Origin of the sequence: Deinococcus detaillensis (genome assembly GCF_007280555.1) — a bacterium.
Taxonomy (GTDB): domain Bacteria; phylum Deinococcota; class Deinococci; order Deinococcales; family Deinococcaceae; genus Deinococcus; species Deinococcus detaillensis.
Genome location: NZ_VKDB01000002.1, coordinates 95343 through 120295 on the forward strand (window position 1 = coordinate 95343; position 24953 = coordinate 120295).

Below are 24953 nucleotides of genomic sequence, written 5' to 3' on the forward strand. Positions count from 1 at the left end.
AGGCTAGCCGACTTTGCCTTCTTGCCGCCCCAGCCGACTTTGCAGCACCACCACCAGCAAGAGAAAACCGCCGCGAATCACGCTTTGCCAGTACGGCGAGAGCGAGATGATGCCCTTGCCGTTTTCAAAATTGAGGATGTTGAAAATCAGGCCCAGCAGCATCGCGCCGACCAAAGTTGACCAGACGCTGCCCACTCCGCCGGTCAGCAGCGTGCCGCCAACCACCACGCCGGCAATCGCTGAGAGTTCCCAGCCCAGACCCTCAGTGGGCTGCCCCGCGCCGAGTTGAGCGGCCAAGATCACGCCTGCCAAGCCTGCCAGCGCCCCCGACAGCACATAAACGCCCAGCTTGATGCGGCCCACGTTCAGGCCCATCAGTTTGCTGGCGTCCTCGCCGCCGCCGATGGCCAGCGCGTGGCGGCCAAACGGCGACGAGCGCAGGGCAATGCCGCCGATCATAAAGGCAATAATCATGATCACGCCCGGCACCGGCAGCCGCAAGAAATCGCCCTGCCCCAGCCACGTCAGGGCGGTGTTGCCGGGGTCAATGCCAACCCCGCTTTGGTTACGGGCCAGCAGCAGCGCCATGCCCCGCGCTCCCAGCAAGGTGGCCAGCGTAGTGATGAACGGCTGGATGTTGAGGCGGGTAATCACCAGCCCGTTGATCAGGCCCACCAGGCCGCCCGCCGCCACCGCGCCCAGCACCGCCACGACCACGCCGTAAGGACTCAGCAGCGCCGCCACCACGCTCGACATGGCCACCACACTGCCCACCGAGAGGTCGATACCGCCGGTAATAATGACGAAGCACATGCCCAACGAGATCAGGCCGAACATCGAGTTGTAGCGCAAAAAAGTGGAGAAATTGTACTCGCTCATAAAGCCGGTATAGCGCAGCGCCCCAAAAACAATCAGCAAAATCAGGGTGGCCAGCACCCCGTACTGACTCAGAGCGCTCAGCAGTCGGGTGCGCCCAGGGTTGGCGCGGGCGGCCTTACGGTCAGTGGACAACATTCATTCCCTCCGGCGGCGCTGCTGCAAAGCCACCGCGACGACGATAATGGCGGCCTTGACCACCAGCGCGGCGGCGTCCGGCACGCCTTTGGCCAGCAAGGTAAAGCGGATCAGTTGAATAATCAGCGCCCCGAACAGCGTTCCCAGCACCTGCGCTTTGCCGCCGGACAGCAGGGTGCCGCCCACCGCCACCGCCGCGATGGCGTCGAGTTCCATATTCTGGCCGACCTGATTGGCGTCCGAACTGGAATTGATGGCGATGACGATCAGCCCGGCGACGCCCGATAGCAGCCCGCTGATGGCGTAAACCCACAGCTTGACCTTTGAGACCGGAATGCCCGACAGCCCCGCCGCCGTTTCGTTACCGCCCACGGCCAGAACTGAGCGGCCAAACACCGTGCGCTTGACCACCCAGTAAGTCACCGCCACGATAATCAGCATCAAGATGACCTGAAAGGGAATCCCGAAGGGGCGGCCCAGCCCGATGTAGGTAAAAGCGGGCGTGCTGAAGCTCTGAAGCTGCCCGTTGGTGATGACTTGCGCGATGCCGCGTCCAGCGATGTACAGCACCAGCGTGGCGACAATCGGCTGGAGTTTGAGCCGAGTCACGAACAAGCCATTGAGCAGGCCGAACGCTCCGGCCACCAGCACCGGCAAGATAAAGGCCAGCAAGATGCCCAGCCACTGCAAGTTGGCAAATGCCGGATTGAGGAAAATCAGCGGAGCTAGCACACCGCTGATCGCCATCAGCGACCCCACCGAGAGGTCGACGCCGCCGGTGGCGATCACCAGCGTCATGCCCATCGCCACGATGATGATGGTCGCCACCTGCGTCAAGTTGACGTTGAGGGTCTGCATACTCAAGAAGTAGGGCGTGAAGAAGGCGTTGAAAATGAGCAGCGCTGCCAGAATCAGGATGCTGGCCCGCACCTGTTTGAGGTCGGCCAGCAGGCCTTGCCAGCCGCTGCTGCCCCGCACGGAGCGGGCCGCGCTCACTTGGCCACTCACGCGCTCACCGGCTGAGTCGGAGGCTGGGTGGGCGGTCTGGGCGCGTCTTCCGGCTCCAAGCCCTGTGCCATGGCGTGCAGCAGTTGCGGCTCAGTGATGCTCCCGCCCGATAAGTTCGCCACCGTTTTGCCGTCGCGCAGCACCGTGACGTGCTGGCAGCCCTCGATCAGTTCTTCGAGTTCGCTGGAAATCATCAGCACGCCCAGACCCTCCTGCGCCAGCTCACCGATGAGGCGCTGAATCTCGGCTTTTGCGCCCACGTCGATGCCGCGTGTCGGTTCGTCCAAAATCAGCAGCTTGGGATTCATGGCCAGCCAGCGGGCCAGCAGCACTTTTTGCTGGTTGCCGCCTGACAACTCACGGATCGGCTGATCGGGGTCGCTGGTTTTGATGCCGAGCTGGGCGATAAAGCGCTCGACGATCTCGGCTTGCTGCTGGGTGTTGACCACGCCCGCTTTCGATAAGCGCGGCAGCAAAGCCAAAGTCAGGTTCTCGCGCACGCTGAGTTCTGGCACGATGCCCTCGCCCTTGCGGTCTTCGCTGCAAAAGCCGAGGCCCGCTTTAATCGCCTCGCTGGGGCTGCGGAAGTTGACCGGCTGCCCGCCCAGGCTCACTTCTCCCCCATCGGCTTGATCGGCCCCGAAGATCACGCGGGCCAGCTCACTGCGCCCCGAACCCAGCAGGCCTGCCAGGCCCACCACTTCACCTTGCCCGACCTCCACCGACGCGCCCGAGAGCCGGGTGCCGCGCACCACGCCGCTGGCCGACAGCAGGGGACGCGCCACTCCGCCCGTCTCACTGCGCACGAAACCGGTCTGCGCTCCGGCGTTCTTGATCTCGCGGCCCAGCATCTGCTCCACGAGTTGCAGGCGGCTGATGTCGCTCATGTTTCCGGCGAACACGGTGCGTCCGTCGCGCATCACCGTGATGCGGTCGCACACCGCGTAGAGCTCATCTAAGCGGTGAGAGACGAAAATCACCGAGACGCCCCTTTGTTTGAGGCCGCGAATCACCCCGAACAGGGTTGCGACCTCGCGCTCGTTGAGACTGCTGGTCGGCTCGTCCATGATGACCAGTTGAGCCTGAATCGACACGGCGCGGGCCAGCGCCACCATCTGCTGAATGGCGGTGCTGAAACTGCCGAGCGGGCGCTTGACGTCCAGCTCAATGCCCAACTCTGTGAGCAGGCGGGCGGCCTCGGCGTTCATGGCGGGCCACTGGATCAGGCCAAAGCGTTTTGGTTCACGTCCCAGAAAGATATTCTCGGCCACGCTCCGCAGCGGCACCAGATTGACTTCCTGATAGATGGTGGCGATGCCGCCGCGCTGGGCCGCCAGAGGTGAGCCAAAGTCCACCGCCGCGCCCGCGAAGGTAATGCTGCCGCCGTCGCGCCGGTAAGCGCCGGTCAGCACTTTGATGAGGGTGCTTTTGCCCGCACCGTTCTGGCCGATTAGGGCGTGAACTTCGCCTCCGGCGACGCTCAGTGAGGCGTTGTCGAGGGCCTTGATACCCGCGAAGGCTTTTTGAATGTGTTGCATATCGAGCAGAAGTGGGCCGCTGGGGGCCGAAGAAACAAAAGGGGCAGCAGTCAAAGGCGCTTCTCCTTGAAATTGACTTGGAAGGACGTTGAGGAAAGAAAGCAGACTGGCACGGCCCGTTCACTGTGCGCTTGGTTCATTGTGCCCTCTATTCGGGCAGCCAAATCGGCGGATTTATTTCAGAAGCTTTATTCCAGAGTATTTTTTCTGGAAGGGATTTCAGCAAAAACTGCGCCACGCGGGCAAGGCGTGACGCAGCAAAGCACTCAGAACCCTAACTTAAAGGCTTAAAAAACTCAGTACGCGCCGGCCAGTCCCGCTTTGGCGGATTGCGGCGTGTAGTCGCGGTCAGCGTTGATGATCTTGGCCGGGAGTTTCTTGCCTGCCGCGTATTCTTTAAGGGTGGCAAAGGCCTTGGGGCCAAAGCGCGGGTTGCACTCCACGACGTAGTTGATCTTGCCGTCCACAACCATCTGCACGGCTTCTTTACCGCCGTCAATCGACAGCACCAAGATGTCTTTGCCGGGCACTTTGCCCGCCGCTTGAATGGCCGACACCGCGCCGATGGCCATTTCGTCGTTGTGGGCGTAAATGACATTGGCTTCAGGGTGGGCTTGCAGCAGCGTTTCGGCGACTTGGCGGCCTGTGTCGCGGGCGAAGTTGCCGGTCTGGGAGGCGACGATCTTGAACTTGGGGTTCTTGGCGATCACGTCGTCAAAGCCCTTGCGGCGGTCATTGGCGGGGCTGGCTCCGGTGGTGCCTTCCAGCTCAATGATGTTGGTCTTGCCCGCCGCGTTTTTGACCAGCCAGTCGGCAACCCGCTGGCCTTCTTTAATGAAGTCCGAGCCGACGAAGGTGACGTAATCGGTGCCCGCTTTGGACAGGGCCGGATCAATGTTGCGGTCGAGCAAAATCACCGGGATTCCAGCCTTACGGGCTTCGGCGACCACAGGGGCCAGTGGCTTGTCTTCACGCGGTGAAAGGAAAATGGCGTCGACTTTCTGGGCAATCATGCTGCGGACATCGGCGACTTGCTTGGCCGTCGAACCGGCGGCGTCGGTGTAGACGAGCTGATGGCCAAGTTTCTTGGCTTCGTCCTGCATACTTTTGGTCTGGGCAATGCGCCAGGGATTGTTGCTCTCGGTCTGGGCAAAGCCGACTTTGTAGCTGGCTTTTTGCGCCAGCTTGGGCAGCATGGTTTGGGCCAAGACAGTGCCAGTGACGAGGGCCAAGGCAAATGTGGCGATTTTCGCGGGTCGTTTCATAATTCTCCCTTGCGTGCGAAGTCCAACTTCTGCTGAAAAAACCAGTTGGTTTGAAGTTCGCCGAGGTGGCTCCGTAAAGAGAGGAGCGCTTTAGAAGGAGCGGCCTGATTTGAGCTGATTTGACTTGTGGGGATTGAACAGCGCAAAGTTACCAAAATCTTCCGAAAATGTCAACTTTTTTTGACTTAGTGAAGCTTTAGGGGTCTTCCGGCTTACACTGATGAGCCACATTGGTTAAGCAAAGTGGCCCCAATTCCTGCCTGCTGATGGGCTCGGAGGCCCACTCAAACATCAGTTTTGCTTCTTGGCAGGCTTTTGAGTAAAGTTGAATTCTGGCGTGCTGTCAGCAACCGATCTTGCATTCCCACCATTAAACTTGTAAGTTTGGTGGGTATCCGCAGGTACACCGGACTGCGGCTTAGGGGGAAAGCTATGCCGATTGCAGGGAGCCGCAGGTTGGTGGCAGAAGGGCAGCGGGCGCTGGCGATCATTCGCGCTGTGGACAGCGAAACGCGGCTCTCGATGCTGAGTCTGCTGTCACACAGCCCCATGAACGTCAGCGAACTGACGGCGGCAATTGGTTTGCCGCACTCCACCGTCAACTTCAATCTCAAGCTCTTGGAGGCTGCTGGCCTGCTCGACATTCAGTACATGCCCGGCACACGCGGGCGGCAAAAACTGATCAGCAAGCGCTACGAAGAAATTTTGATTCAGCTTCCTGGCGCGGCCATCAGCGCTCAGCCGAACGTCGTGGAAATCTCGATGCCCATCGGCAATTACCGCTTTTCGGACGTGGCGGCGACTTGCGGGTTGGCCACCGAGTCCAAATTGATCGGCATGGTGGACGACCCGCGCTCCTTTTTCGAGCCGGAGCATGTCTTTGCCCAGATTATCTGGTTTCGGCATGGCTCGCTGGGCTACGAGTTTCCCAACAACTTACCGCACGGAGCCGAGGCAGTTGAATTGGAAGTTTCGTTCGAACTCTGCTCGGAAGCGCCGGAACATGACCTTGACTGGCCCTCGGACATTACGGTCTGGCTCAACGGCACCGAGATCGGCACTTGGACGAGTCCGGCAGATTTCGGCGGCAGCCGGGGCAAACTCACGCCGCTGTGGTGGCCGATCAACCACAGCCAGTACGGCGTCCTCAAGCGTTTCAAGGTCAACCGCGAGGGCAGTTTCATCGACGGCAAACAGGTCAGTGACGTGACGCTCTCGGCCCTCGACTTGATGGCCCAGCCGCAGATTCAGCTCAAAATCGGCGTCAAGTCTGGCGCTCGGCACCAGGGCGGCGTCAACTTGTACGGGCGCAAATTCGGCAACTGTGAGCAAGACATTTTGATGCGGCTGTGGTACGAGTTCAGGGAAGGCGAGCGGCCCTACGTCATCAAATAGCGGGTGATCCGTTGGTCCGTGTCTAGGCCCGCTCATCATTTTCCGCTAGACTCACTTCTGAAAACTGGCTCGACCGGCACCAGCGGCCATACGCTGACTTGGAGGAGACTGCTAATTACGCGGTCTCCTGCTTTCGTGTCCCGGTCTGACAAGCTGCCCGCTCTCCCTTTTTTCCGCTCTCTCATTTTTGAGCTTTTGGCTCCTTTTTGGACGGACTTATGCACGAAACACTTTTGTACGCTTCAGCGGCTTTACCGCCCACCACCGAACACCAAACCTTGCTCGACTTGCTGGGCATTCACCTCAGCGGCGGCGGCTTGACGGCCCTGGCGGTGGCCCTCTTTATCCTGACTTACGCCATGATTTTGCTCGAAAAATATGTTCACCGCACGGTGGCCGCGCTGCTGGGAGCCTGCTTGGTGATGGTACTGGGCCTGCTGACGCCCGACCAAGCCTGGGGCAGCATCGATTTCAACACCATTTTTTTGCTGTTCGGCATGATGAACATCGTCAACGTGCTGAGCCGCAGCGGCTTTTTTGAGGTGGTGGCGCGGCGGGCGATGGTGCTCACGGGGGGCAATCCGGCGCGGGTGCTGTGGATTTTCAGTGTGCTGACCGCCGTGTTCAGCGCCTTTCTCGACAACGTGACCACCGTGCTGTTTATGGCTCCGGTGGTGGTGACGGTGGCGCTGCGGCTGGGCCTCAAACCTATTCCCTACCTGATCGCGGTGATTTTGGCCAGCAATACCGGCGGCACTGCCACGCTGGTGGGCGACCCGCCCAACATCATCATCGGCTCGGTGGCGGGCAAGGGCTTCGGGGAGTTTCTGGTCAATGTCGGGCCTTACGCGGTGCTGGCCAGCGCCATCGGCATCGCGCTGATGCACCTGCTGATGCACTGGCGCGGCGAGATGAGCAGCACCGGCAGCGCCGAGAAACTGAGGGCGGTGCTGGCCGACGAAACGCCCATTCGCACCGATCCCAGACTCATGAAACAGGCGCTGGGCGTCTTTGCTGTCACCTTGCTGCTGTTTATAGTGGGCCATCCGTTCGGACTGGAAGCGGGCCTGGTGGCGCTGACCACCAGCACCTTTTTGATGCTGATCGCCGATATGACGCCAGTCGAGCTGTTTGAGCAAGTCGAGTGGACGACCTTGCTGTTTTTCATGGGTCTCTTTATCGTGGTGGGAGGCTTGGAGCATGTCGGCGTCTTTGAGACGGTGGCGGCGAGCCTCACCAACCTGATTGGCAACGACATGGGGCTGGGTATTTTGGTGGTCGGCTTTGCCAGCGCCCTGATCAGCGGATTGGTGGACAATATTCCCTTTACCATCAGCATGGCGAGTGTGCTCAGAGAGCTGCAAGGCACGCTGGGCGAGGTGATGAATCCGCTGTGGTGGGCGCTGAGCCTCGGCGCGTGCTTAGGCGGCAACTTGACCCTCATCGGTGCGTCGGCCAATATCGTGGTGGCCGACATCGCCGCCCGCGAAGGGCACCCGATGGGCTTTGGGCAATTTATGCGCTACGGCACGCCGGTTGCGCTGGTGACGGTGATCGTGGCATTGGGGTTATTTTACTTGGTGTTTCAGGCCACTCACTAGATTGCCAGCTCAATAAGGACATGACTGATGCGAATTCTCGATCTTACTGCCATTTTGGTCAGCCTCACGGCGGCGCTGACGTTCCTGAATGCCCGCTACCTCAAGCTGCCCACTTCCATAGGCATTACCATCGGCGGCCTGATCGTCAGTTTGGTTGTTTTCGGCTTGGTTGAACTCGACGTGCCTTTTGCCAGAGACGCCGTGGAATTGGTGCGCGGCATTCAGTTCAGCGATTTCGTTTTTGAAGGCGTGCTGTCGTTCTTGCTGTTTGCTGGAGCGCTGGGTGTCAACTCGCCTGCGTTGTGGAGTTTGCGCGGCCCAGTGATCTCCTTTGCACTACTCTCCACCGCTCTTTCCATCGCTTTGGTGGGAGGCGGGATGTATTTGCTGCTGGGTTTATTCAATCTAGATATTCCGCTGGTGTACTGCTTGCTGTTTGGCGCACTCATCTCGCCCACTGACCCTATTGCGGTGCTGGGGATGCTCAAGGAAGCCAAGGTGCCTAAGCGCATCGAAACGTTGGTGGCCGGAGAAAGCCTGTTCAACGACGGCGTGGGCGTGGTGGCCTTTGCGGTGCTGGCGGGTGTGGCGGCAGGCAGTCACGGCGCGGGCGGGCACGGCCCGGAGCTGAGCGCGGCAGGCGTGGCCGGATTTTTTGCCCAAGAAGCGCTGGGCGGCCTCGTGTTGGGGGGCGTGCTGGGCTATATCGGCTGGCTGGCGCTGAGGGCGCTCGACGACTTCGTGGCCGAGGTGCTGGTGACCCTCAGTTTGGTGCTGGCCTGCACGGCGGTTGCCACTCAATTGCACGTTTCCGCGCCGCTGGCCGCCGTTGCTGCTGGTCTGTTGGTCGGCTCACTGAATGACCGAGTCCCTTCGGCGCTGTCGGCCCGCGAGCGCTACGAAGGATTTTGGCACCTGACCGACGAACTGCTCAATATCTTTTTGTTCGCGCTGTTGGCTCTAGAAGTAATCGCGGTGCGCTTTAGCGTTCAGTCGCTGTTGCTGGGCTTGATTGCCATTCCGCTGGTGCTGCTGGCCCGCACCATCAGCGTGCAGATTCCAATCTCGGTGCTCAGGCGGCGGCACGAGTTCTCGCCGTTTACCCGCCGTCTCATGATCTGGGGCGGTCTGCGCGGGGCCATCAGCGTGGCGCTGGCCTTCAGCGTTCCGGCGGGCAAGGAGCGCGATTTATTTTTGGTGATGACTTACGTGGTGGTGGTGTTTTCCATTGTGGTGCAGGGCCTAAGCGTGGGACGGCTAGCCGCCAAAGCAGGCGCAGATCATGAAGCCCGCGAGCAACTGGCGGAAGATTGAGCGGCTTTTCAGGGTCAAGGCTCAGCCCCCGTCTGACCGGCAGCGGCGGGCTTTTCCGTTTCCGGCGTTTCCTGTTCGGCTGCGCTTTCAGTTGAGTTTTCAATTTGTCCGATGACTTTCAAGATGGAATGTGGGTCGCTGGCCTGCTGCATCACGTCGGCTTCTTCGTCCAAGCGGTCGCGCACGCTGGGCAGGTCGCGGCGCAGTTCTTCGAGCAGGGCCACGATTTTGGCGCTGCGCTGCTCGGTCAGCAAAATGATTTGCAGTTGCAACTGCGAGCGCTGCTCGGCGAGGCCAGCTTGCCGCGCCTGTGAAATCAGCACGGTGGAGGTGATCACCAGTCCCAAGACGCCGATCAGCCCCTGCAACCAAAAAAAAGGCGGGCTGTCCCAAGACCGGTGGACAAAAAAGTGAAGATTGAGGTTGAGGACAATCCACATCAAAAACACCGTCAGCGCCGTGAAGATGAAATTGGGGCGGCTCAACAATTGGGCGAAGCGCTCTACCGGGCGGTGTAGGGTGGTCAGGTTGGCCTGCGACTGCTGTTCCATCAGGGTATGGATGGCCGCGTTTTGCGAGAGCAGTTGCTCCAATCTAGAATCAGGCGAGGAGTCGGGTCGGGAGTCGGTGAGCGTCACGCCCTGCATTGTCACCGTTTTGCCCTGATCCAATGCTGACAATTCGCCCAGTAGATCCGGTTGCCAGACGCTGAGCCTCCCAAGAGCGCCCAATACCAAAGCAACTTCATTCGACTTTCCCCCAAAAAGTGAGGTATAGATGATCCCCTCTCCCCTTTCCGACTTAGATGTGGTAATCGTTTCCGCCGTCCGCACGCCAATTGGCAGCATCCGCGGCGCACTCTCCAGTGTGCGGCCCGACGACTTGGCCGCCCACATCATCAAGGCCGCCGTGGAACGCAGCGGCGTGAACCCCAGTGACATTGAGGAAGTCATTCTCGGCTGCGCCAACCAAGCTGGAGAAGACAACCGCAACGTGGCGCGGATGGCCGCTTTGCTAGCGGGATTGCCGCAAACGGTGGCGGGTCTGACGGTCAACCGGCTGTGCGCTTCGGGCCTGAGCGCTCTCAACACTGCCGCCCGCGCCATCAAAAACGGAGACGGCGAGGTGTACGTGGCGGGTGGAGTCGAGAGCATGACCCGCGCTCCGCTGGTGATGTCCAAGGGCTCGGCGGCGTTTGCGGGCGGCAACGTCACCGTTTACGACACCACGCTGGGCTGGCGCTTTCCGAATCCGGCGATGGAAGCCCTCTTTCCGCTGGAGGCGATGGGCCAGACTGCCGAAAATATCGTGCAGCAAAGCCGAGAGGGAACTTACGAGGGCGGCGAAATCAGCCGTGAAGATCAGGACGCCTTCGCGCTGGAGTCGCAGCGGCGCACTCTGGAGGCCATCAACGCTGGGCGGTTCAAAGATCAGATCGTGCCGGTGCCGATTCAGAGCAAAAAGGGCACGACCCTCTTTGACACCGACGAGCACCCCCGTCTCAAAAAAGTGGGCGAACGCTTTGAACTCGCCACCGACTTAGAGACGCTGGCCAATCTCAAGCCTGCTTTCCGCAAGGGCGGCAGCGTCACGGCGGGCAACGCTTCGGGCCTTAACGACGGAGCGGCGGCGCTGGTGCTGATGAGCGCCAAGAAAGCGCGGGAGCTGAACCTTAAGCCGTTGGCCCGCTGGCTCGGCGGCGCGGCGGCGGGCGTAGACCCCCGCGTCATGGGCCTCGGCCCTATTCCCGCCACCCGCAAAGTGCTGGAGCGCACCGGGCTGAGCGTCCAAGACTTAGATCTGGTGGAACTCAACGAAGCCTTCGCTGCACAGGCGCTGGCCTGCATCCGCGAACTGGGCCTCGATCCGGCCAAAGTCAACGTGAACGGCGGAGCGATTGCGCTGGGGCATCCGCTGGGCATGTCGGGGGCGCGGCTGGCGGTGGCCCTCGTTCACGAACTGCGGGCGTGGGGTCAGCGTTACGGTCTGGCGACTTTGTGCGTAGGTGTCGGGCAGGGCGAGGCGGCAATTCTGGAAGCGCTGTAAGATCAAGTTCAGAGTCTCGGCTCGCCGCGCTGGAACTCCACCACCACTTTTAAGCCGCTGGGCTGGCTGTTTTCAAAGCTCAGTTCGGCGGCGTGGACTTTGGCGGCTCGGTGGACGATGGCCAGCCCCAGACCGTTGCCCTCTCCGACGCGGGCAGCGTCCACGCGGTAAAACGGCTCGGCCAAGCGGGGCAGCGCGGCGCTCGGCACACCGGGGCCAGCGTCACTGACCTCCAAGCGCACCAGTTCGGCCACGCCCACGACGCAGACTTGCATGTCGGCTCCCTGTCCGTGCCGAAACCCGTTTTCGATCAGGTTTTCGACCAAGTGGGTTAGCAAGGTCGCGTCGCCCAGCACAGTGGTGTCGCCACGCGTTTCGAAATCCAGCTGCACGTCTGGAGTGCGTTCACGCAGGCGATCAACCACTTCTCCGGTGAGGTGAGCCAAACTCAGCGGCAAGGTTTGCACTTCCCGCTCGCCGCCTGCCAGGAGCAACAGATCATCGGTCAGCAGACGCATTCTCTCGATATCGGAAAGCGCCTCACCGATGTCCTCGCGCAGCTCGAGCGGCGTGCGCGGCCCGGCCAGCGCTCCTTGCAAGCGGGTCTTGAGCGCTGCCAGCGGGGAGCGCAGATCGTGGGCCGCCGCCTGAGTGAACTCGGCCTCACGCTCACGCAGATCAGCGAGCTGGGCAAAGGTGACTTGTAGGGTGCGGGCCAGCCGCCCCAACTCGTCGGGCTGGCCCGCGCCGGGCAGCGCCAAACGCAAATTGCCCTCACGGCCCAGCCGAGCGGCTACCGCTTCAAGTTGCGCCAGTGGCCGCAGCAGCCGCCCCGTGAAAGCGAAGCTCAGCAGCGCCACCAGAAGAGTTGCCGTCGGCACGGTGATCGCCAGCGCCCGGAGGTAGGCCCGCAGCGGGTTGAGAACGCCGAGCAGGTCGCTGGCCAGTTGCGCGGTGGCGGGCTGCCCACTGAGATCCATCGATGCGATCAGCACATTGTGTTTGGCCAGAGGCCGGTAGCCCAGTGACTCGGTGAGCGCAATTGCAGGAAAATTGTTGGTTTGCGCCACGATCTTTCCGGCGCTCAGCACCCGGATGTCCACGTTCCGGGGCAAGGCGGTAAGTTTGAGCGGCGCAGTGCCGGAACGCAGTTGGGCCTCCAAACTGGTTTCCAGGGTGGGCACCAGCATCTCTAGGCGCTCATGCTCAGAGAGCGACAAAAAAGAGCGCAGCGCCAAAAACTGCACGCCCGCCACCACCACCACCACCAGCGCCGTGACCAAAGCCATGCCCAGCGCCAAGCGCAGCCTGATATTCACGGCACCCGGTAGCCCAGTCCACGAGAACTCAGCAGCATCTCGGCGGCCAACTTGCGGCGCAAGTAACTCACGTACACGTCCACCACCCGCGCCGCGCCGCTGAAATCCGGTCCCCAAACTTTAGAGAGCAGTTCCTCGCGGCTAAACCAGCGGCCCTTAGACAGCACCAAGGTTTCGAGGAGGGCGTATTCGCGGGCGGTCAGGCCGACCAACTCGCCTTGCCACCAGACTTGCCGCTGTCGGGCGTCCAGGAGGCCCGCGCCGTCACCGAAGGGCATCTGGGCCGTGCGGGCGACTTCGCCGCGCCGCACCACCGCCCGTAAGGTGGCCAGCAGCTCTGGAAGTTCAAACGGCTTGACCAAATAAGCGTCACCTCCAATGTCCAGTCCTTCCACACGGTCTTCAAGGGCGCTGCGGGCTGTCAAAAAGACGATGGGCACGCGGTTGTCGTCTGCTCTGAGGCGGCGGGCCAGTTCAAAACCGCTCAGGCCCGGCAGCATCACGTCCAAGAGCAGCGCGTCGTAATTGCCGGAGTTCGCCGCTGCCAAGCCGCTCTGGCCGCTGACTTCCAGCTTGACCTGATGGCCCGCTTCGCTGAGCGCCCGCGCGGTGGGCTGGGCGATTCGCCCGTCATCCTCAACCAGCAGCAGCCGCACCGCTCACCCACTCCCCTACCGGATTCTCCGCGCTCAACATGGCCTTACCTTAATCGCCTCTCGCCCAGCCAGCGTGAGCAAACCCAAATTGGGGGCTTGAGCGGCTCTTTAGGGACGGCTCAATCATCAGGCCCAGTCGTCAGCTCAAATCTGGTTTTGCTGCGGGACTACCCGGCGTTCACGGCTGCTCGTCAAGGCCAACACCACGAATCCAGCTTCCAAGAGCAGCGAGATGATTCCGGCGGGTTCGGCCCAGTTGCCGATGTCACCTTTGGCATTGGGCAAACCGACGCTGCGGGTCAGGACGAAAAAAAGAATGGCCCCCGCTGAGATGAGACTGCCCAGCCAGTATCCGGCCCGCCACAAACTGGACATCAACCACGCGCCCGCTGCGCCGCAGCCCACCACCAACAAAATGTAGAGCCAGCCCAAATACGGCGTCTCGCCCAGTTTGTCGGGAATGTCGCGAAAGTGAATCCAAGCGATGCCCGCCAGTAAAGCCAAGCCCAGCCAATGCCGCCAAAGAGAAGAAGCAGTCGAGTTCATAATGGTCTCCAGAGAGAAGAGCCTTATCTCGGGCGCTCTTCGGGCTGCATCACAACAGAGCAGTGTTGGCCCAGCGTTAGAAATATTTTTCGTCAAGAAAGTGTGAATAGTTGGCGGGTTCACGCAAACTTGAGACCGCGTTGAAACGGCCTTCAGTCAATCTTCAGGCGACCTTGAATCGTCTCTTTTTCTTACTTTCGTCTAACCTGGCGTGTTTAAGTTCAGTGGCAGTTGAGTTTCTTTGATCGCTAAAGCACTCACGGAGGATATATGAACGCAAAAACAATTCTTTTGGTTTCTTCCCTTTTAGTCGGCTCAGCCTTGGCAGGCGGCGCGGGTGCCCAGAGCAGCACTAAGTTGCCGGTCAACCAGTTCACCACGCTGCCCAAGAGCGGCACCGACGACCTCTCCAAGTCGACCAAAGCCTTGCAGGCGACTCTGACCGAGTTGCAAGCTCTCCAACTCCAGACCAAGCAGGCCCACTGGAACGTTTCCGGCACCTTGTACTACCCGGTTCACCTTCTCCTTCAGGAGCACTATGAAGGCGTCGCCAAGTACGCCGACGACGTGGCCGAGCGCCTACTCTCAGTGGGCAGCTCCAGCGACGGACGCGCTCCGACCATCGTGCAGACCTCGGGCCTTCCCGAAATCCCCGGCGGCTTCCTCGATGACGCCCGGGTCCTGAGCTTTTTCACCACCCAGTATCAGACGGTAGGCGCACGCCTCAAAATGCGGATCGACGACATCGAGAAGGTTGACCCGACCAGCGCCAACTTGCTGCAAGAAGTCGAAAGCGGCATCGAGAAATACCAGTGGCAAGTCCGCGCCACGTTCCAACAGACCAACACCGACCCCAACACCGGAGCCGACATCAACGGCGGTAAGCCGGTCAGCCTGCCGGGCAAATAAAGTCAGCCGACTTTAAGTTAGTCACTTCAGGTTAATCAAAGCTGGAACGTGTCCTCTTCACTGGGCATGTTCCAGCTTTTTCGCGGCTTACTTTTCTCTACGGCCCATTTGCAGAACTAGCCTTCCAGCCTGCTCAGCCAACTCGCTGCCACTCTACTCGGCTTTCCTTGCCTTGTGGGCTGCGAATGAGGTGCGGCAGCAAAGGCGGAAGAAAAGTGAAGGTTTTTTGCCACCTCATATCACATGACGCGCCGCCGAATAGATCAAATGCCTGTGAATTGGCCTGCGCTCAAAATCCTGTTTTAGCTGATCCTAGATACAGCGCGTTGACGTAGACGCTGTTGCCGCATACCTCACCCAATCAGCGTCTCAGCGAAGTCTAGCATGTATCTTTTGCTAGCATAGCACACTGCTTTCAGTGTTAAGCCCCTCCCGCTCTGTAGCGTCGCCGACAAAAAGCGGTGCGTCAGCTCGGTCAGGGCGGCAATTTGAATTGCAATGCGCATAGCTGCTCATTGAGCCAGCAGTCAGCAGACTCGCCTTAAGTTGCCAAGCTGGCCGCTGGCCCTGCTGATCGGCAGATCAATGTTAAGCTGCCGATGGGCCATTCTCTTACCGAGGTTGCTGCTGACTCATGTCACGAAAGCGGCGAGCTAAGCGGGCGCTTAAGAAATCATACCAACCAATTCCAGCGGATGGCGCGGCCTGTGCGGCAAATCAGCTCAGCAGTAAACCGCCGGTACTGCCGAACAAGCTGCCTGTGCTGTAGCTCGATTCCTGAGAAGCCAAAAACACATACAGCGGCGCTATTTCGGCGGGCTGTCCGGGACGGCCGAGTGGCGTGGATTTGCCGAATTCTTCGATGGTGTCTTGGGGTTGCCCGCCACTGGGTTGGAGCGGCGTCCAGTACGGCCCCGGAGCCACCGCGTTAACACGAATACCCTTCTTCGCGACTTGCTGCGCCAGTGACTGGGTGAAAGCGTAAATCGCCGCCTTGGTCGAAGCGTAGTCGAGCAGATTTGGGGAAGGTTGGGTGGCCTGGATGGATGAAGTATTGATAATGGTCGCTCCCGCCTGCAGGTGAGGCAGAGCAGCTTTACAGATCCAAAACAGAGCATAGACATTGGTCTTGAACGTCGCGTCGAACTGTTCGGTGCTGATGTCGGCGATGCTTTCCTGAGCAGTTTGCTTGCCTGCGTTGTTGACCAAAATATCCAAGCCGCCCAACTGCTTTGCGGCGTCTTTGACGAGCTGAGCGCAAAAGTCCTCGCTGCTGATGTTGCCGGGCAGGGCCACCGCTGTTTGCCCTGCCGCCTCAATCAGCTTGATGACTTCCTGCGCGTCGCCCTCTTCGGAAGGGAGATAGTTGATGGCTACGTCCGCGCCCTCACGGGCAAAAGCGATGGCAACGGCGCGGCCAATACCCGAATCGCCCCCGGTAATCAGCGCTTTACGCCCTTTGAGACGGCCCGAACCCTTGTAAGTTTCCTCACCGTGATCGGGTACTGGATTCATTCGATTGACACTGCCCGGTGCGTTTTGAGGCTGGCGTTCGAAAGGCGGCTGCGGGTACTGTGTCACGGGGTTTTGCATCTCGGTCTGATCTTTTTTGTCGCTACTCATATTGGCTCCTTACTCGCTATTAAAGAATTTCTTGACGGCTTTCTATGACTTTCTCTTTCAATCCAGCGCTCTAAGATTCTTTCTGACGTCATGACCGTCAATTACAGTTCGCCGCTGAGTGGATACCCGTGAATCAGCAAAATCGGTGAGCCTTGCCCGCTCCGCTAACGGTGTAATGGATGCTGGCTCCGTTGATCTGGGTGCTGCCCTCGCGCATGGGGGTCGAGGTGCCGCCAGACAAGGCCAAAGAAATTAGTAGAGCAGGTAAGAGGGCGCTCAGCTGTAGAGCCTTTTTGAAAGGTGTACGAAGAGCCATCTCCGATAGTCTGCCGCTGCACAGGCAAACTGGCTATTATGGGAGGCAAGAGCTTTTATTGAGCTGACCTTGGGTTTTAGAAAGTGCATCGAAAAATCCAAACTGCCTTGTTTAAAAAAAGTGATTGTTGCCGGTAGCCATAAATTGCTGATCACCTCCGACAAACTATGGCAAAGCCTTCTCACATTACTAAATTGCCGATGAGACGCGCTCTCCCCCATCACAAATTATTATCTTTGGCCCCGATAACTAATGTCGAAAAATGCCCTCTCAGACGCTATTTTCTTCTGAATTACGTAATTCAGAACTTGTCTTTTGCGTCGTAAGCGCTCTAAGCTGAGGCCATGACCCGAACCAAAGCTGAGTCAAACGTGGCTGGCCCAGAGTCGCCGCCTTCAAAATGTCTCATCATCGCGCTGACCAGTTTGAAGGGAGGCGTCGGCAAAACCACGCTCACCATGCACTTGGCGGCGGCCATTGCTGAAGAACTCGCAAACGTTGTGGTGCTAGACGCCGACGAGGAAGTGAGCGCGGTGCGCTGGCAGCAGCACGCCGTGGCCGACCAAATTCAGTTGCCCTTCGAAGTGGTGGCTGCTCAGCGCAACAGCTTGATGCGCCAAGCCCGCGAACTGGCTCGGACGGGGCACACCGTGATTATTGACACGCCGCCCAATAACCGAGAAGTCCTCAAGAGCGCAGCGACGGTGGCGGACGTGGTGCTGGTGCCGGTGTTACCGACGGGCTTGGATGTAGACCGGCTGGCCACCACGCTCGAACTCCTGACTGATCTGGAAGCGGCTCTCGAAACCTTTAACTACGCAATAGTGCTGAACCGTTTCGACGCCCGCAAAGGCATGGCCCACGAAGCCAATCAGGCCCTCAATGCCCACCCCCGCTTAGAGACGGTTATCAAGTCGCTCAGCGCTTATGAGAAAGTGTTTGGGCAAACGCCCAGTGAGTTGGGGCAATTCAGGGCAATGTGGGCCGAGATCAAGGGCGCGTTTGGAGAAGAAGCATGACCAAAAACCGTTTTCAAAGAGGAAATCAGGCATCAAGCTTGGGTAATCTGCTGAACCGTTCTTTGCAAATGTCGGGTGTAGGCACGCCAGATTCGGCTGATCAGCAGCGCCCGCCAGATGCCCGAGTCTTGCCGCTGAGCGCTTTGGTGGCCAATCCGCGCCAGCCGAGGCGCTTTTTTGATTCGGCCTCGCTGCAACAACTCTCGGAGAGTCTCAAAGAACGGGGCGTGTTGCAACCGCTGATGGTGCGGCCACTAGAGGGCCACAACGGGCAATATGAGATTGTCTACGGCGAGCGGCGTTGGCGGGCCGCACAGCTTGCCCAACTCAGCGAGGTGCCGGTACTGATTCGTGATTTGACGCCGCAAGAAGCTGAGATCATTTCAGCGGTCGAAAACTTGCAGCGAGAAGACCTCAACCGCTACGACGAAGTGATGTACAAGCTGCGCTTGGTGGCCCAGCTGTTTGAAATCGCGCCTGAAGAAGCCAGTAGCGTCCTCAAAGGGCTCCGCGCCAATCCGGATAGTAGCTCTGAGAAGGTCACTCAATTAGACGAGCTGTTTACCCAGCTTGGGCGCGAGCAGTGGCGCTCGTTTGTCACCAACGGTTTGCCGGTGCTCAGACTGCCGCCGAGCATTGCCGAAGCGCTGCAAAGTGGAGTGCTGGAATACAGCAAAGCGGTGCTGCTTTCCCGCGCTCCAGAGCAGCATCATAAAGCGCTGCTCAAGCGGGTTATCACCAAAAATCTGACCCACGCCGAACTCAAAGAAGCGATTGCCAAGCTCAAACCCGCAGCGCCTCAGCCCGCCGTTTCACCGCTGAGCCAAGTGAAGCGTCACCTCTCCGTTCAGCGCTTGAGCCAACTGCCTGAGCAGCAGCGGCAGCGGGCGGAAGCGCTCCTGAGCGAACTCGCCGACTTGCTTGAAGGCTGAAATCAGGAGCCCTGAATTACGTAATTCAGAAGAATAGGCCGTCTGGGACAAGCTCGGTGTCTTTCGCCTGAATTGGGTTGCAGCAGTCAATGGCAGCTGGCCTGCGGTGTAAGTCGGTTGCGGTGTGCAAGATAAATACTCAAGGTCATTCCCAACCGTTTCACCAAAAGGAGCAGCATGAACCGCACGCCCAAGTACACCCATCCTCAACTCAACACGCCGGACTACTCGTGGGCCGAGCCGAAAGAGAGCGGCCACTCGCCTCTCAAAGCAGATGTGGCGGTGATCGGAGGGGGAGCGGGTGGACTGACGGCTGCGTTGATGGCTGCTGTGACCAAAAAACGGGTACTTCTGATTGAGCGCGGGCTCACTGGAGGCGAATGTACCTTCACCGGCTGTGTTCCTTCGAAAGCGCTGCTGTCGATAGCTAAAACAGTTCATGCCGCTCGGCAAAGCGCCGCGCTGGGCTTGGCCGTCACCGGTGAAGCCGACTGGGCCAAAGTGCAGGCCGAAGTCCGGCGGGTGATCAACAGTTTTGAAGACGTGGACTCGCCCGCTTCGATTGAGCGGCGCGGCGTGCAAGTGGTGGCGGGTGAGGCCAAGTTCGTTTCGCCGCATGTGCTGGAAGTGCAGACCTCTACCGGCACGCGCACGGTGATGGCTGAAAAATTTGTGGTGGCGACAGGTTCCGAGGTGATGGTTCCTGATTTGGAAGGGTTAAGCGACGTGCCTTACTTGACCCACCAAACCATTTTCGACGTGGCTGAGCTGCCCAGGCACCTGCTGATTCTGGGCGGCGGTCCGATTGGCTGCGAGTTGTCACAAGCGTTCGTGCGCCTTGGAAGCCGGGTGACGACTTTGCAGCGTGGCGAGCGCCTGATCGACAAAGACGAACCGGAAGCGTCTCAAGCTTTGCTGGACGTCTTGCGGCGTGACGGCGTGACGGTTCACCTCGGCGTGGACGTGGTAAGGGCCGAAGCACTGCCGAGTGGTGTGCGGCTGCATCTCAAAGATGGCCGCCACATTGACGGCTCACATTTGCTGCTGGCGGTGGGCAAAAAGCCGAGAGTAGAGAATCTGGGCCTGGAAGTGGTCGGTGCGGCCTACGACGAAAAGGGGCTGAAAGTCAAAGCCGATATGCAGTCGGTGAGCTGCCCGTATGTTTGGGGTGCGGGCGACGTGGTGGGCGGGCCGATGTTTACGCACGGTGCAACCGAGCGCGGCACTTTGGCTGGACTCGGTTCGCTGGCGTGGTGGGGGAGAGCGGCGGCCACCTTCCGCGCTCCCGCTGCCCGCGTGGAAGATATTCCCTGGGTGACCTACACTGAACCCGAAATCGCCCACTGGGGGCTGACTGAGGCCCAAGCGGTCAAGCAGTATGGCCGCCGCGTGCAGGTGGTGGATTATGATTTCAGCCACTTAGACCGGGCCGCCACCGAGCGGGAAAGCGGCTTCGTCAAGCTGGTGGCACTCTCGGGCCTGCTGGGATCACCGTTGGGCCTGACGGTGGTGGGCGCTCAGGTGGTCGGCAGCTGCGCCGGAGAACTGATTCAGCTGCTCAGCTTGCCCAGTCGTTTGGGCTTTCACCCAGTCCGCTTGGCGTTGTTGCCAGTCTCATACCCCACCTACGCTGAAGCGGTGCGCCAAAGCTATTTGGGCCTGTTTACCAGTGGCCCCACCTTCGGAAAGCGGCGGGCAGGTCGGGCGGAGCAGGGGAGCATTCGAGAAGCACCCCAACCGCCAGCCTCTGCCCAAGGCGCTCGGGCCTGAGCGCTGATGACGGCACTTGACGCAGTGGTGATCGGTGCGGGCGCGGCAGGTTTGGCGGCGGCTTATGGTGTGCAGCGGCGTGGCCTCCGCTTTGTAGTGTTGGAAGCGGGCCAAGCGGCGACGGGAGCTTGGCCCGCTTATTACGACAGCCTCAAGCTGTTCACGCCTGCTCGGCACTCGGCCTTGCCCGGATTGCCATTTTCCGGCTCGCCGCAGCGTTATCCGGGCCGCGACGAGATGAGCGCTTATCTGCAAGCCTACGCCGCTTATTTTGCCTTTCCCGTGGAATTCGGAGCAGATGTAGCGAAAGTGCAAAAGCGTGGCCGACTGTTCAGCGTTACTGCGCGTGATTGCCGAGAATGGACAGCCCGCGCGGTGGTCTGCGCCTCAGGCACTTTCCAGCGTCCCTATCAACCCGATCTGCCCAACATGCAGCAGTACAGGGGGCGTCTGCTGCACTCAGCCAAGTACACCGCGCCCCAGCCGTTCGCAGGACAGCGGGTCATCGTGGTGGGGGCAGGCAATTCTGCGGCCCAGATCGCTGCTGAGCTCGGCCGAGTGGCGCGGGTGACTTTGGCCGTGCGCCGCCCGCCACGCCTTTTTCCGCAACGTCCTTTTGGCGTCGATCTCATCGATTGGTTGGCTCTCAGCGGGATTGAGCGCTTGCCGCTCGGCGCGTTCGGGCGGGTGCCGGACGCTCAGCCGGTGATCGCCGTACCCCACTTGCGCTCTGCTCTGCAAAGGGGCAACCCTGATCTTCAGCCGATGTTCAAGGACTTCACCTCCAGCGGGGTACGCTGGCAAAATGGACAGGTCGAACCGGTGAACACGGTTATTTTTGCCACCGGCTACGCTTGGAACGGCGCTTATCTTCCGCCTGAAGCAGTTGATCCGCTTGGTGAGCCTCGGCAGCGGCTGGGCGTGAGCAGCGTTTTGGCGGGCTTATATTTCACCGGTTTGCCCGGCCAGCGCAGTATTGCGTCCGGCACCATCCGGGCGGCTGGCCCCGACGCGGAGTACGTCGCCGCGCACCTGAGTCAATATCTGGAGGAAGATTGTGCCACCTATTCTGCGACGACCTAACCGTTTGACCACTGCTTTTTTAATCTTCGTGCTGAGTGGGCCGCTGAGCCCCGCCGCCCCACTGGACGACGCCCTCAACGCTTTGATGGGCGGCAAAGTAGACGCCACCGTGAATATGCTGAAAGACAACACCGACGCGCCCTCATTGGTGGTGCTGGCCCGCGCTTATGTGGGGCAGTCGCTGTTTGTGGGCAGCATGACCGCCAAGAAAAAATTGTATGAATTGTCGGAAGCGGCGGCCCGAAGAGCGGTAACGGCTGATCCCAGAAACGCCGAAGCCAAAACGGAACTGGCTTACGCCCTGGGTTTGCGACTTCAGGGTGCAGGAATCGTGGAAGCCACCCGCACAGGACTGGAAGTCAAGCGCCTCTTCGACGACGCGGTGAAGCTCGATCCCAACACGGCGCGGGCCTGGGTGGGTCTGGGCACCTGGAACGTGCAGGCGCTATCGCTCGGTTCGCTGGTGCGCTTTGCCACCGGAGCCAGCGAGGCGGACATGCGTCAAGATCACCGCAAAGCCATCCAACTCCAGCCCAACGAAGTGTTTTTTCGGCTGAGTTACGCCGATAGCTTGCTGCTGTTGGCCAAAAATGACAACCGCCGCGCCGCTGACCTGAAACAAGAAGCGAGGAGCATTTTACAAGCGGCCCTGAACCTCACGCCGCAGACGTATTGGCAGCGCTACGACCAGGATGCAGTGCGCCAGCGGCTCAAATCGTTGGGCGGCAGCTGAGCTCCGCAAAGTCGTCTGCCGCTCTCCAATTCCTACTTTGCAGTAGGGAAGAGGCAATGAAGTCTTTTCACGGCGTGCAAAATTAGAAAAAGGGAAGCCGTGAAAGTGGCTTCCCTTTTTTCTCCTGAGCTTCGGCTCAGTCTGCGGCCTGCGAAGTCGCCGCCAATCGGTTCTGGGCCGGAACCACCAAAGACAGCACGGTGGCGAGAGCGCTTAGCGCAGCCAAGAGCCAGAAAGCCAATTTCAACCCGTCAATAAATGGAGTTAGGGTGGCAGCCGGCAAATTGCTGCTCAGGCCGCTGAAGACTTTGAGCATCACGTCTCTGGGCACTTCGCTCACCACGATGCTGAGGGTAAAGATGATGGCGATGACGCCGCCCACACTCATCAGTAAGCTGCGCACGCCCGCTGCCACGCCGCGCCGGTCAGGAGCCACGCTGCCCATGATCAAGCTGGAATTGGGCGAGTTGAAGAGGCCGTTGCCCACGCCTGCCAGCAGCATCAGAGCGGCGATCAGCCAGTACGGAGTGGTGAGGCTCAGCACTTCGGCGAGCCCCGCCAGCGCCAGCGTGCCCAGCACTAAGCCCCAGCGAATCAGGATGCGCGGATCCATTTTGTCGGCGAGGCGTCCGGCAATCGGCGAGGCCACCAGCAGTCCCACTGCCACCGGCCCCAGCATAATGCCCGCCAGCACGGCGTCAATACCTTTTGCGCCCTGAAAGTAAAACACGAACAGAAAGGTCAGCGCCATCCGCGCCACGGCATTCAGAAAGACGGTGGCATTGTTGAGTGAGAAAGCGGCGTCTTTGAAGAGATGCAAGTCCAGCATCGGCGCTTTGACTTTGCCTTCGATGACCACGAACAGGGCTAGAGCTGCCAGACCGACCAAGATGTACGGCAGCACACCGCCCCACGACTGAATGCCGCCTTCCGAGAGGCCGATCATCAGCAGCGCAAAGCCTGCCGCGTAGGTGAGGTTGCCCCACACGTCGAAGCGGTCTTTGCGGTCCTGCTTGGTCGCCAGATCGCGCAGGGTAAAGGCCGCCCACAGCGTACCGATGATGCCCAGCGGTACGTTGAACCAAAAGACCCACTGCCAACCAAAAGCGGTCAGCGCTCCGCCGACAATCGGCCCCAAAATCGCGCCAACGGCCACCATCATCTGATTGGTGCCGATGGCAAAGCCGAGTTCTTCACGCGGAAAGGCGTCGGTGACGATGGCGCTGGAATTGGCGATCAGAAAAGCTCCACCGACGCCTTGGAGGGCACGCAGCGCGATCAGCAGCGGCACGTTTGAAGTAAAGCCCGCCAGCAAGGAAGTCAGGGTAAAGACCCCGAAGCCCAGCACGTACAGCTTTTTGCGCCCCACCATGTCCGACATCCGGCCCACGTTCAGCACAAATACAGTCTGGGTGACGTTGTAGGCCAGCAGAATCCAGATCAAGTTGAGCAGCGTGGTGTGAAGGTCGCGCAGCAAGGTCGGCAGGGCAATAATCAGCGTGCCGGAGTTCATGGACGCCATCAGTGCGCCGAGGCTGGTGACGCTCAGCGCCAGCCATTTATAGGAAAACTTGTCGTGCAACGTGGCTTTTTTGACTTGATTGGGTTGGAGCTGACTCATGTGCGGGCCTCTGCTGTGGTCTTTGCCGCGTTGGTCTCCGTCTGGCCCAGCAGGTGGCTTTCCAAACGCTCCAAGAGTGCTCGCATCTGGGCAGTGTCATCGGAGCTGAGCGGTGAGAACAGCTCACGCAGATGCGCGTGGAGCGCAGGCACCGCCTCTTGCATCAGGTCTTCGCCTAAGGGGGTGATGCACACCTGCAAGCTGCGGCGGTCTTGCTCGCCGCGCTCACGGGTCAGCAGGCCTTCTTGCTCCAAGCGGTCGAGAATGCCGGTCAGGTTGCCGGGGGTGACGCCCAGCCGCTCGGCCAGTTCGCTGGCGCTGAGTGGAGTGGCCGCGCCAACTTGGCGCAACTGGCGCAGCACCCGGTACTGCGGCGCGGTGAGGCCCAGCGCCGTGACTTTGCCGGTCACATTGCGGCTGAGAATGGTATAGACCCGGTCGAGCGTAACCCACAACTGCACTTCAGGCGGACGCGACAGGGGAGAGGGCAGCGGAGAAGAATTCATGCCAAAAGTATAAACCTAAATTATATAGACTTAAAGTATCTGTGCGTCAAGCGGTAACAATTGAGCGGTACGGAGGTGATTCTTATTTGGACTGTCTGGTTCCGGCGATGCCCGCCACGATAAAGCTGCTTAGCACGTCTGGGAGGTCATCGTCGGCCACCCCTGCCGTGTCCTCAGTCTGCATGACGCGCTCGTAGGCGAGACTGGTCAGCAAGTTGAGAATAATCGGCAGCAAGTGAGGGCGGCGGCGCACGGCGGGCAACTCGTGCAAATTCAGCCGCGACTCGATGGCCTGCAAAAAGGTGCGGCGGCAGCGGCGAAACAGCGGCCCGCCGCCGCTATTGAGCAGTAAGAGGAGTTCGCGTTCTTGCAGCAGCAACCGGAAGAGCGCCGCATACGGCACCACGCCCGATTCCGGCACCAGCGGCGAGAGGCGCTCGGGGAATTTTTCCAGCTTGGCTTCAAACAGCGACTCCAACATCGCCTCGGTGGACGCAAAGTAACTGTAGATGGTGGGACGCGAGACATGCAGTTCGGCGGCGATATCGGCCATGCCCACCGCTTCAAAACCGCGCTGAGTAAAAAGCGTCGCCGCGATGTCTAAAATTTGCTCACGGCGCGTCTGCGCGTTGAGACGGCGGGCCAACACAACGTCAGTCATAGTGGGGAGTTTAGCAAAAAACCTTAACATGGCGTCACTTGACAGATCGTCAGTAAATGCCCATACTCGGAACTTGTA

General features: G+C 60.0%; 22 protein-coding genes. 10 read left to right on the plus strand and 12 right to left on the minus strand.

The window, feature by feature from the left end; all coding sequences use genetic code 11:
• Window positions 1-3: 3 nt before the first annotated feature.
• From FNU79_RS02985 to FNU79_RS03000, 4 genes are all read right to left on the minus strand, one after another.
• Window positions 4-1014 (minus strand): ABC transporter permease, encoded by a 1011-nt coding sequence (locus FNU79_RS02985; RefSeq protein WP_143719424.1) that lies wholly within the window; start codon window positions 1012-1014, stop codon window positions 4-6.
• Window positions 1015-2022 (minus strand): ABC transporter permease, encoded by a 1008-nt coding sequence (locus FNU79_RS02990; RefSeq protein WP_318636127.1) that lies wholly within the window; start codon window positions 2020-2022, stop codon window positions 1015-1017.
• On the minus strand, window positions 2019-3614 hold the full coding sequence (locus FNU79_RS02995) for a sugar ABC transporter ATP-binding protein (protein WP_318636128.1): 1596 nt from the start codon (window positions 3612-3614) through the stop codon (window positions 2019-2021). The genes FNU79_RS02990 and FNU79_RS02995 overlap by 4 nt, the downstream gene beginning before the upstream one ends.
• Window positions 3615-3856: 242 nt before the next feature.
• Window positions 3857-4825 carry an ABC transporter substrate-binding protein gene (locus FNU79_RS03000; RefSeq protein WP_143719425.1) on the minus strand — a complete coding sequence of 323 codons (969 nt, stop codon included), beginning with the start codon at window positions 4823-4825 and terminating at the stop codon, window positions 3857-3859.
• A gap of 432 nt (window positions 4826-5257) precedes the next feature.
• Between FNU79_RS03000 and FNU79_RS03005 the strand changes: the two genes are divergently transcribed.
• From FNU79_RS03005 to FNU79_RS03015, 3 genes are all read left to right on the plus strand, one after another.
• On the plus strand, window positions 5258-6220 hold the full coding sequence (locus FNU79_RS03005; RefSeq protein ID WP_143719426.1) for an ArsR/SmtB family transcription factor: 963 nt from the start codon (window positions 5258-5260) through the stop codon (window positions 6218-6220).
• Window positions 6221-6438: 218 nt separating this feature from the next.
• Window positions 6439-7821: an ArsB/NhaD family transporter gene (locus tag FNU79_RS03010; protein ID WP_143719427.1), complete on the plus strand. Its 1383-nt coding sequence runs from the start codon at window positions 6439-6441 to the stop codon at window positions 7819-7821.
• 27 nt (window positions 7822-7848) lie between these two features.
• The gene (locus tag FNU79_RS03015) at window positions 7849-9135 is read left to right on the plus strand and encodes a cation:proton antiporter (RefSeq protein WP_143719428.1); all 1287 of its coding nucleotides are present in this window, start codon (window positions 7849-7851) and stop codon (window positions 9133-9135) included.
• Window positions 9136-9149: 14 nt separating this feature from the next.
• On the opposite strand, the gene FNU79_RS03020 is transcribed toward FNU79_RS03015, so the two are convergent.
• The gene (locus FNU79_RS03020) at window positions 9150-9815 is read right to left on the minus strand and encodes a DUF1003 domain-containing protein (protein WP_225429843.1); all 666 of its coding nucleotides are present in this window, start codon (window positions 9813-9815) and stop codon (window positions 9150-9152) included.
• Window positions 9816-9912: 97 nt separating this feature from the next.
• On the opposite strand from FNU79_RS03020, the gene FNU79_RS03025 reads away from it, so the two are divergent.
• The gene (locus FNU79_RS03025) at window positions 9913-11181 is read left to right on the plus strand and encodes a thiolase family protein (RefSeq protein ID WP_143719429.1); all 1269 of its coding nucleotides are present in this window, start codon (window positions 9913-9915) and stop codon (window positions 11179-11181) included.
• A gap of 8 nt (window positions 11182-11189) precedes the next feature.
• Here FNU79_RS03025 and FNU79_RS03030 read toward each other — a convergent pair whose 3' ends face one another.
• The 3 genes from FNU79_RS03030 to FNU79_RS03040 form a co-directional block, all read right to left on the minus strand.
• Window positions 11190-12500, minus strand: coding sequence for a sensor histidine kinase (locus FNU79_RS03030; protein ID WP_143719430.1), 1311 nt, complete (start codon window positions 12498-12500; stop codon window positions 11190-11192).
• A complete protein-coding gene (locus tag FNU79_RS03035) occupies window positions 12497-13156 on the minus strand; it encodes a response regulator transcription factor (RefSeq protein WP_143719431.1) in 660 nt (219 codons plus the stop codon). Before FNU79_RS03035 ends, FNU79_RS03030 begins: the two co-directional genes overlap by 4 nt.
• 144 nt (window positions 13157-13300) lie before the next feature.
• Window positions 13301-13702: a hypothetical protein gene (locus FNU79_RS03040; RefSeq protein WP_143719432.1), complete on the minus strand. Its 402-nt coding sequence runs from the start codon at window positions 13700-13702 to the stop codon at window positions 13301-13303.
• A gap of 270 nt (window positions 13703-13972) precedes the next feature.
• On the opposite strand from FNU79_RS03040, the gene FNU79_RS03045 reads away from it, so the two are divergent.
• Complete coding sequence (locus FNU79_RS03045) at window positions 13973-14611, plus strand: Dps family protein (RefSeq protein WP_143719433.1); 639 nt, start codon at window positions 13973-13975, stop codon at window positions 14609-14611.
• A 717-nt stretch (window positions 14612-15328) separates the two neighbouring features.
• Here the strand turns inward: FNU79_RS03045 and FNU79_RS03050 are convergent.
• Entirely contained in the window at window positions 15329-16234 is a 906-nt protein-coding gene (locus FNU79_RS03050) for an SDR family oxidoreductase (RefSeq protein WP_143719434.1), read from the minus strand.
• Between the two features lie 660 nt (window positions 16235-16894).
• Between FNU79_RS03050 and FNU79_RS03055 the strand changes: the two genes are divergently transcribed.
• The 5 genes from FNU79_RS03055 (at window position 16895) to FNU79_RS03075 (ending at window position 22087) form a co-directional block, all read left to right on the plus strand.
• Window positions 16895-17569: a ParA family protein gene (locus tag FNU79_RS03055; RefSeq protein WP_143719435.1), complete on the plus strand. Its 675-nt coding sequence runs from the start codon at window positions 16895-16897 to the stop codon at window positions 17567-17569.
• On the plus strand, window positions 17566-18501 hold the full coding sequence (locus FNU79_RS03060) for a ParB/RepB/Spo0J family partition protein (RefSeq protein ID WP_143719436.1): 936 nt from the start codon (window positions 17566-17568) through the stop codon (window positions 18499-18501). The genes FNU79_RS03055 and FNU79_RS03060 overlap by 4 nt, the downstream gene beginning before the upstream one ends.
• 177 nt (window positions 18502-18678) lie before the next feature.
• Window positions 18679-20271: a dihydrolipoyl dehydrogenase family protein gene (locus tag FNU79_RS03065; RefSeq protein WP_143719437.1), complete on the plus strand. Its 1593-nt coding sequence runs from the start codon at window positions 18679-18681 to the stop codon at window positions 20269-20271.
• 6 nt (window positions 20272-20277) lie between these two features.
• Window positions 20278-21354 carry a flavin-containing monooxygenase gene (locus FNU79_RS03070; RefSeq protein WP_143719438.1) on the plus strand — a complete coding sequence of 359 codons (1077 nt, stop codon included), beginning with the start codon at window positions 20278-20280 and terminating at the stop codon, window positions 21352-21354.
• Window positions 21329-22087, plus strand: a complete 759-nt coding sequence (locus tag FNU79_RS03075; protein WP_143719439.1) for a hypothetical protein — start codon at window positions 21329-21331, stop codon at window positions 22085-22087. Before FNU79_RS03070 ends, FNU79_RS03075 begins: the two co-directional genes overlap by 26 nt.
• A 136-nt stretch (window positions 22088-22223) precedes the next feature.
• Here the strand turns inward: FNU79_RS03075 and FNU79_RS03080 are convergent, their stop codons facing one another.
• The 3 genes from FNU79_RS03080 to FNU79_RS03090 all read right to left on the minus strand — a co-directional run bounded on the left by FNU79_RS03080 (window position 22224) and on the right by FNU79_RS03090 (window position 24875).
• Entirely contained in the window at window positions 22224-23708 is a 1485-nt protein-coding gene (locus FNU79_RS03080; protein WP_143719440.1) for an MFS transporter, read from the minus strand.
• Window positions 23705-24214 carry a MarR family winged helix-turn-helix transcriptional regulator gene (locus FNU79_RS03085; RefSeq protein WP_143719441.1) on the minus strand — a complete coding sequence of 170 codons (510 nt, stop codon included), beginning with the start codon at window positions 24212-24214 and terminating at the stop codon, window positions 23705-23707. Before FNU79_RS03085 ends, FNU79_RS03080 begins: the two co-directional genes overlap by 4 nt.
• Before the next feature lie 82 nt (window positions 24215-24296).
• Window positions 24297-24875: a TetR/AcrR family transcriptional regulator gene (locus FNU79_RS03090; protein ID WP_143719442.1), complete on the minus strand. Its 579-nt coding sequence runs from the start codon at window positions 24873-24875 to the stop codon at window positions 24297-24299.
• Window positions 24876-24953 lie beyond the last annotated feature (78 nt).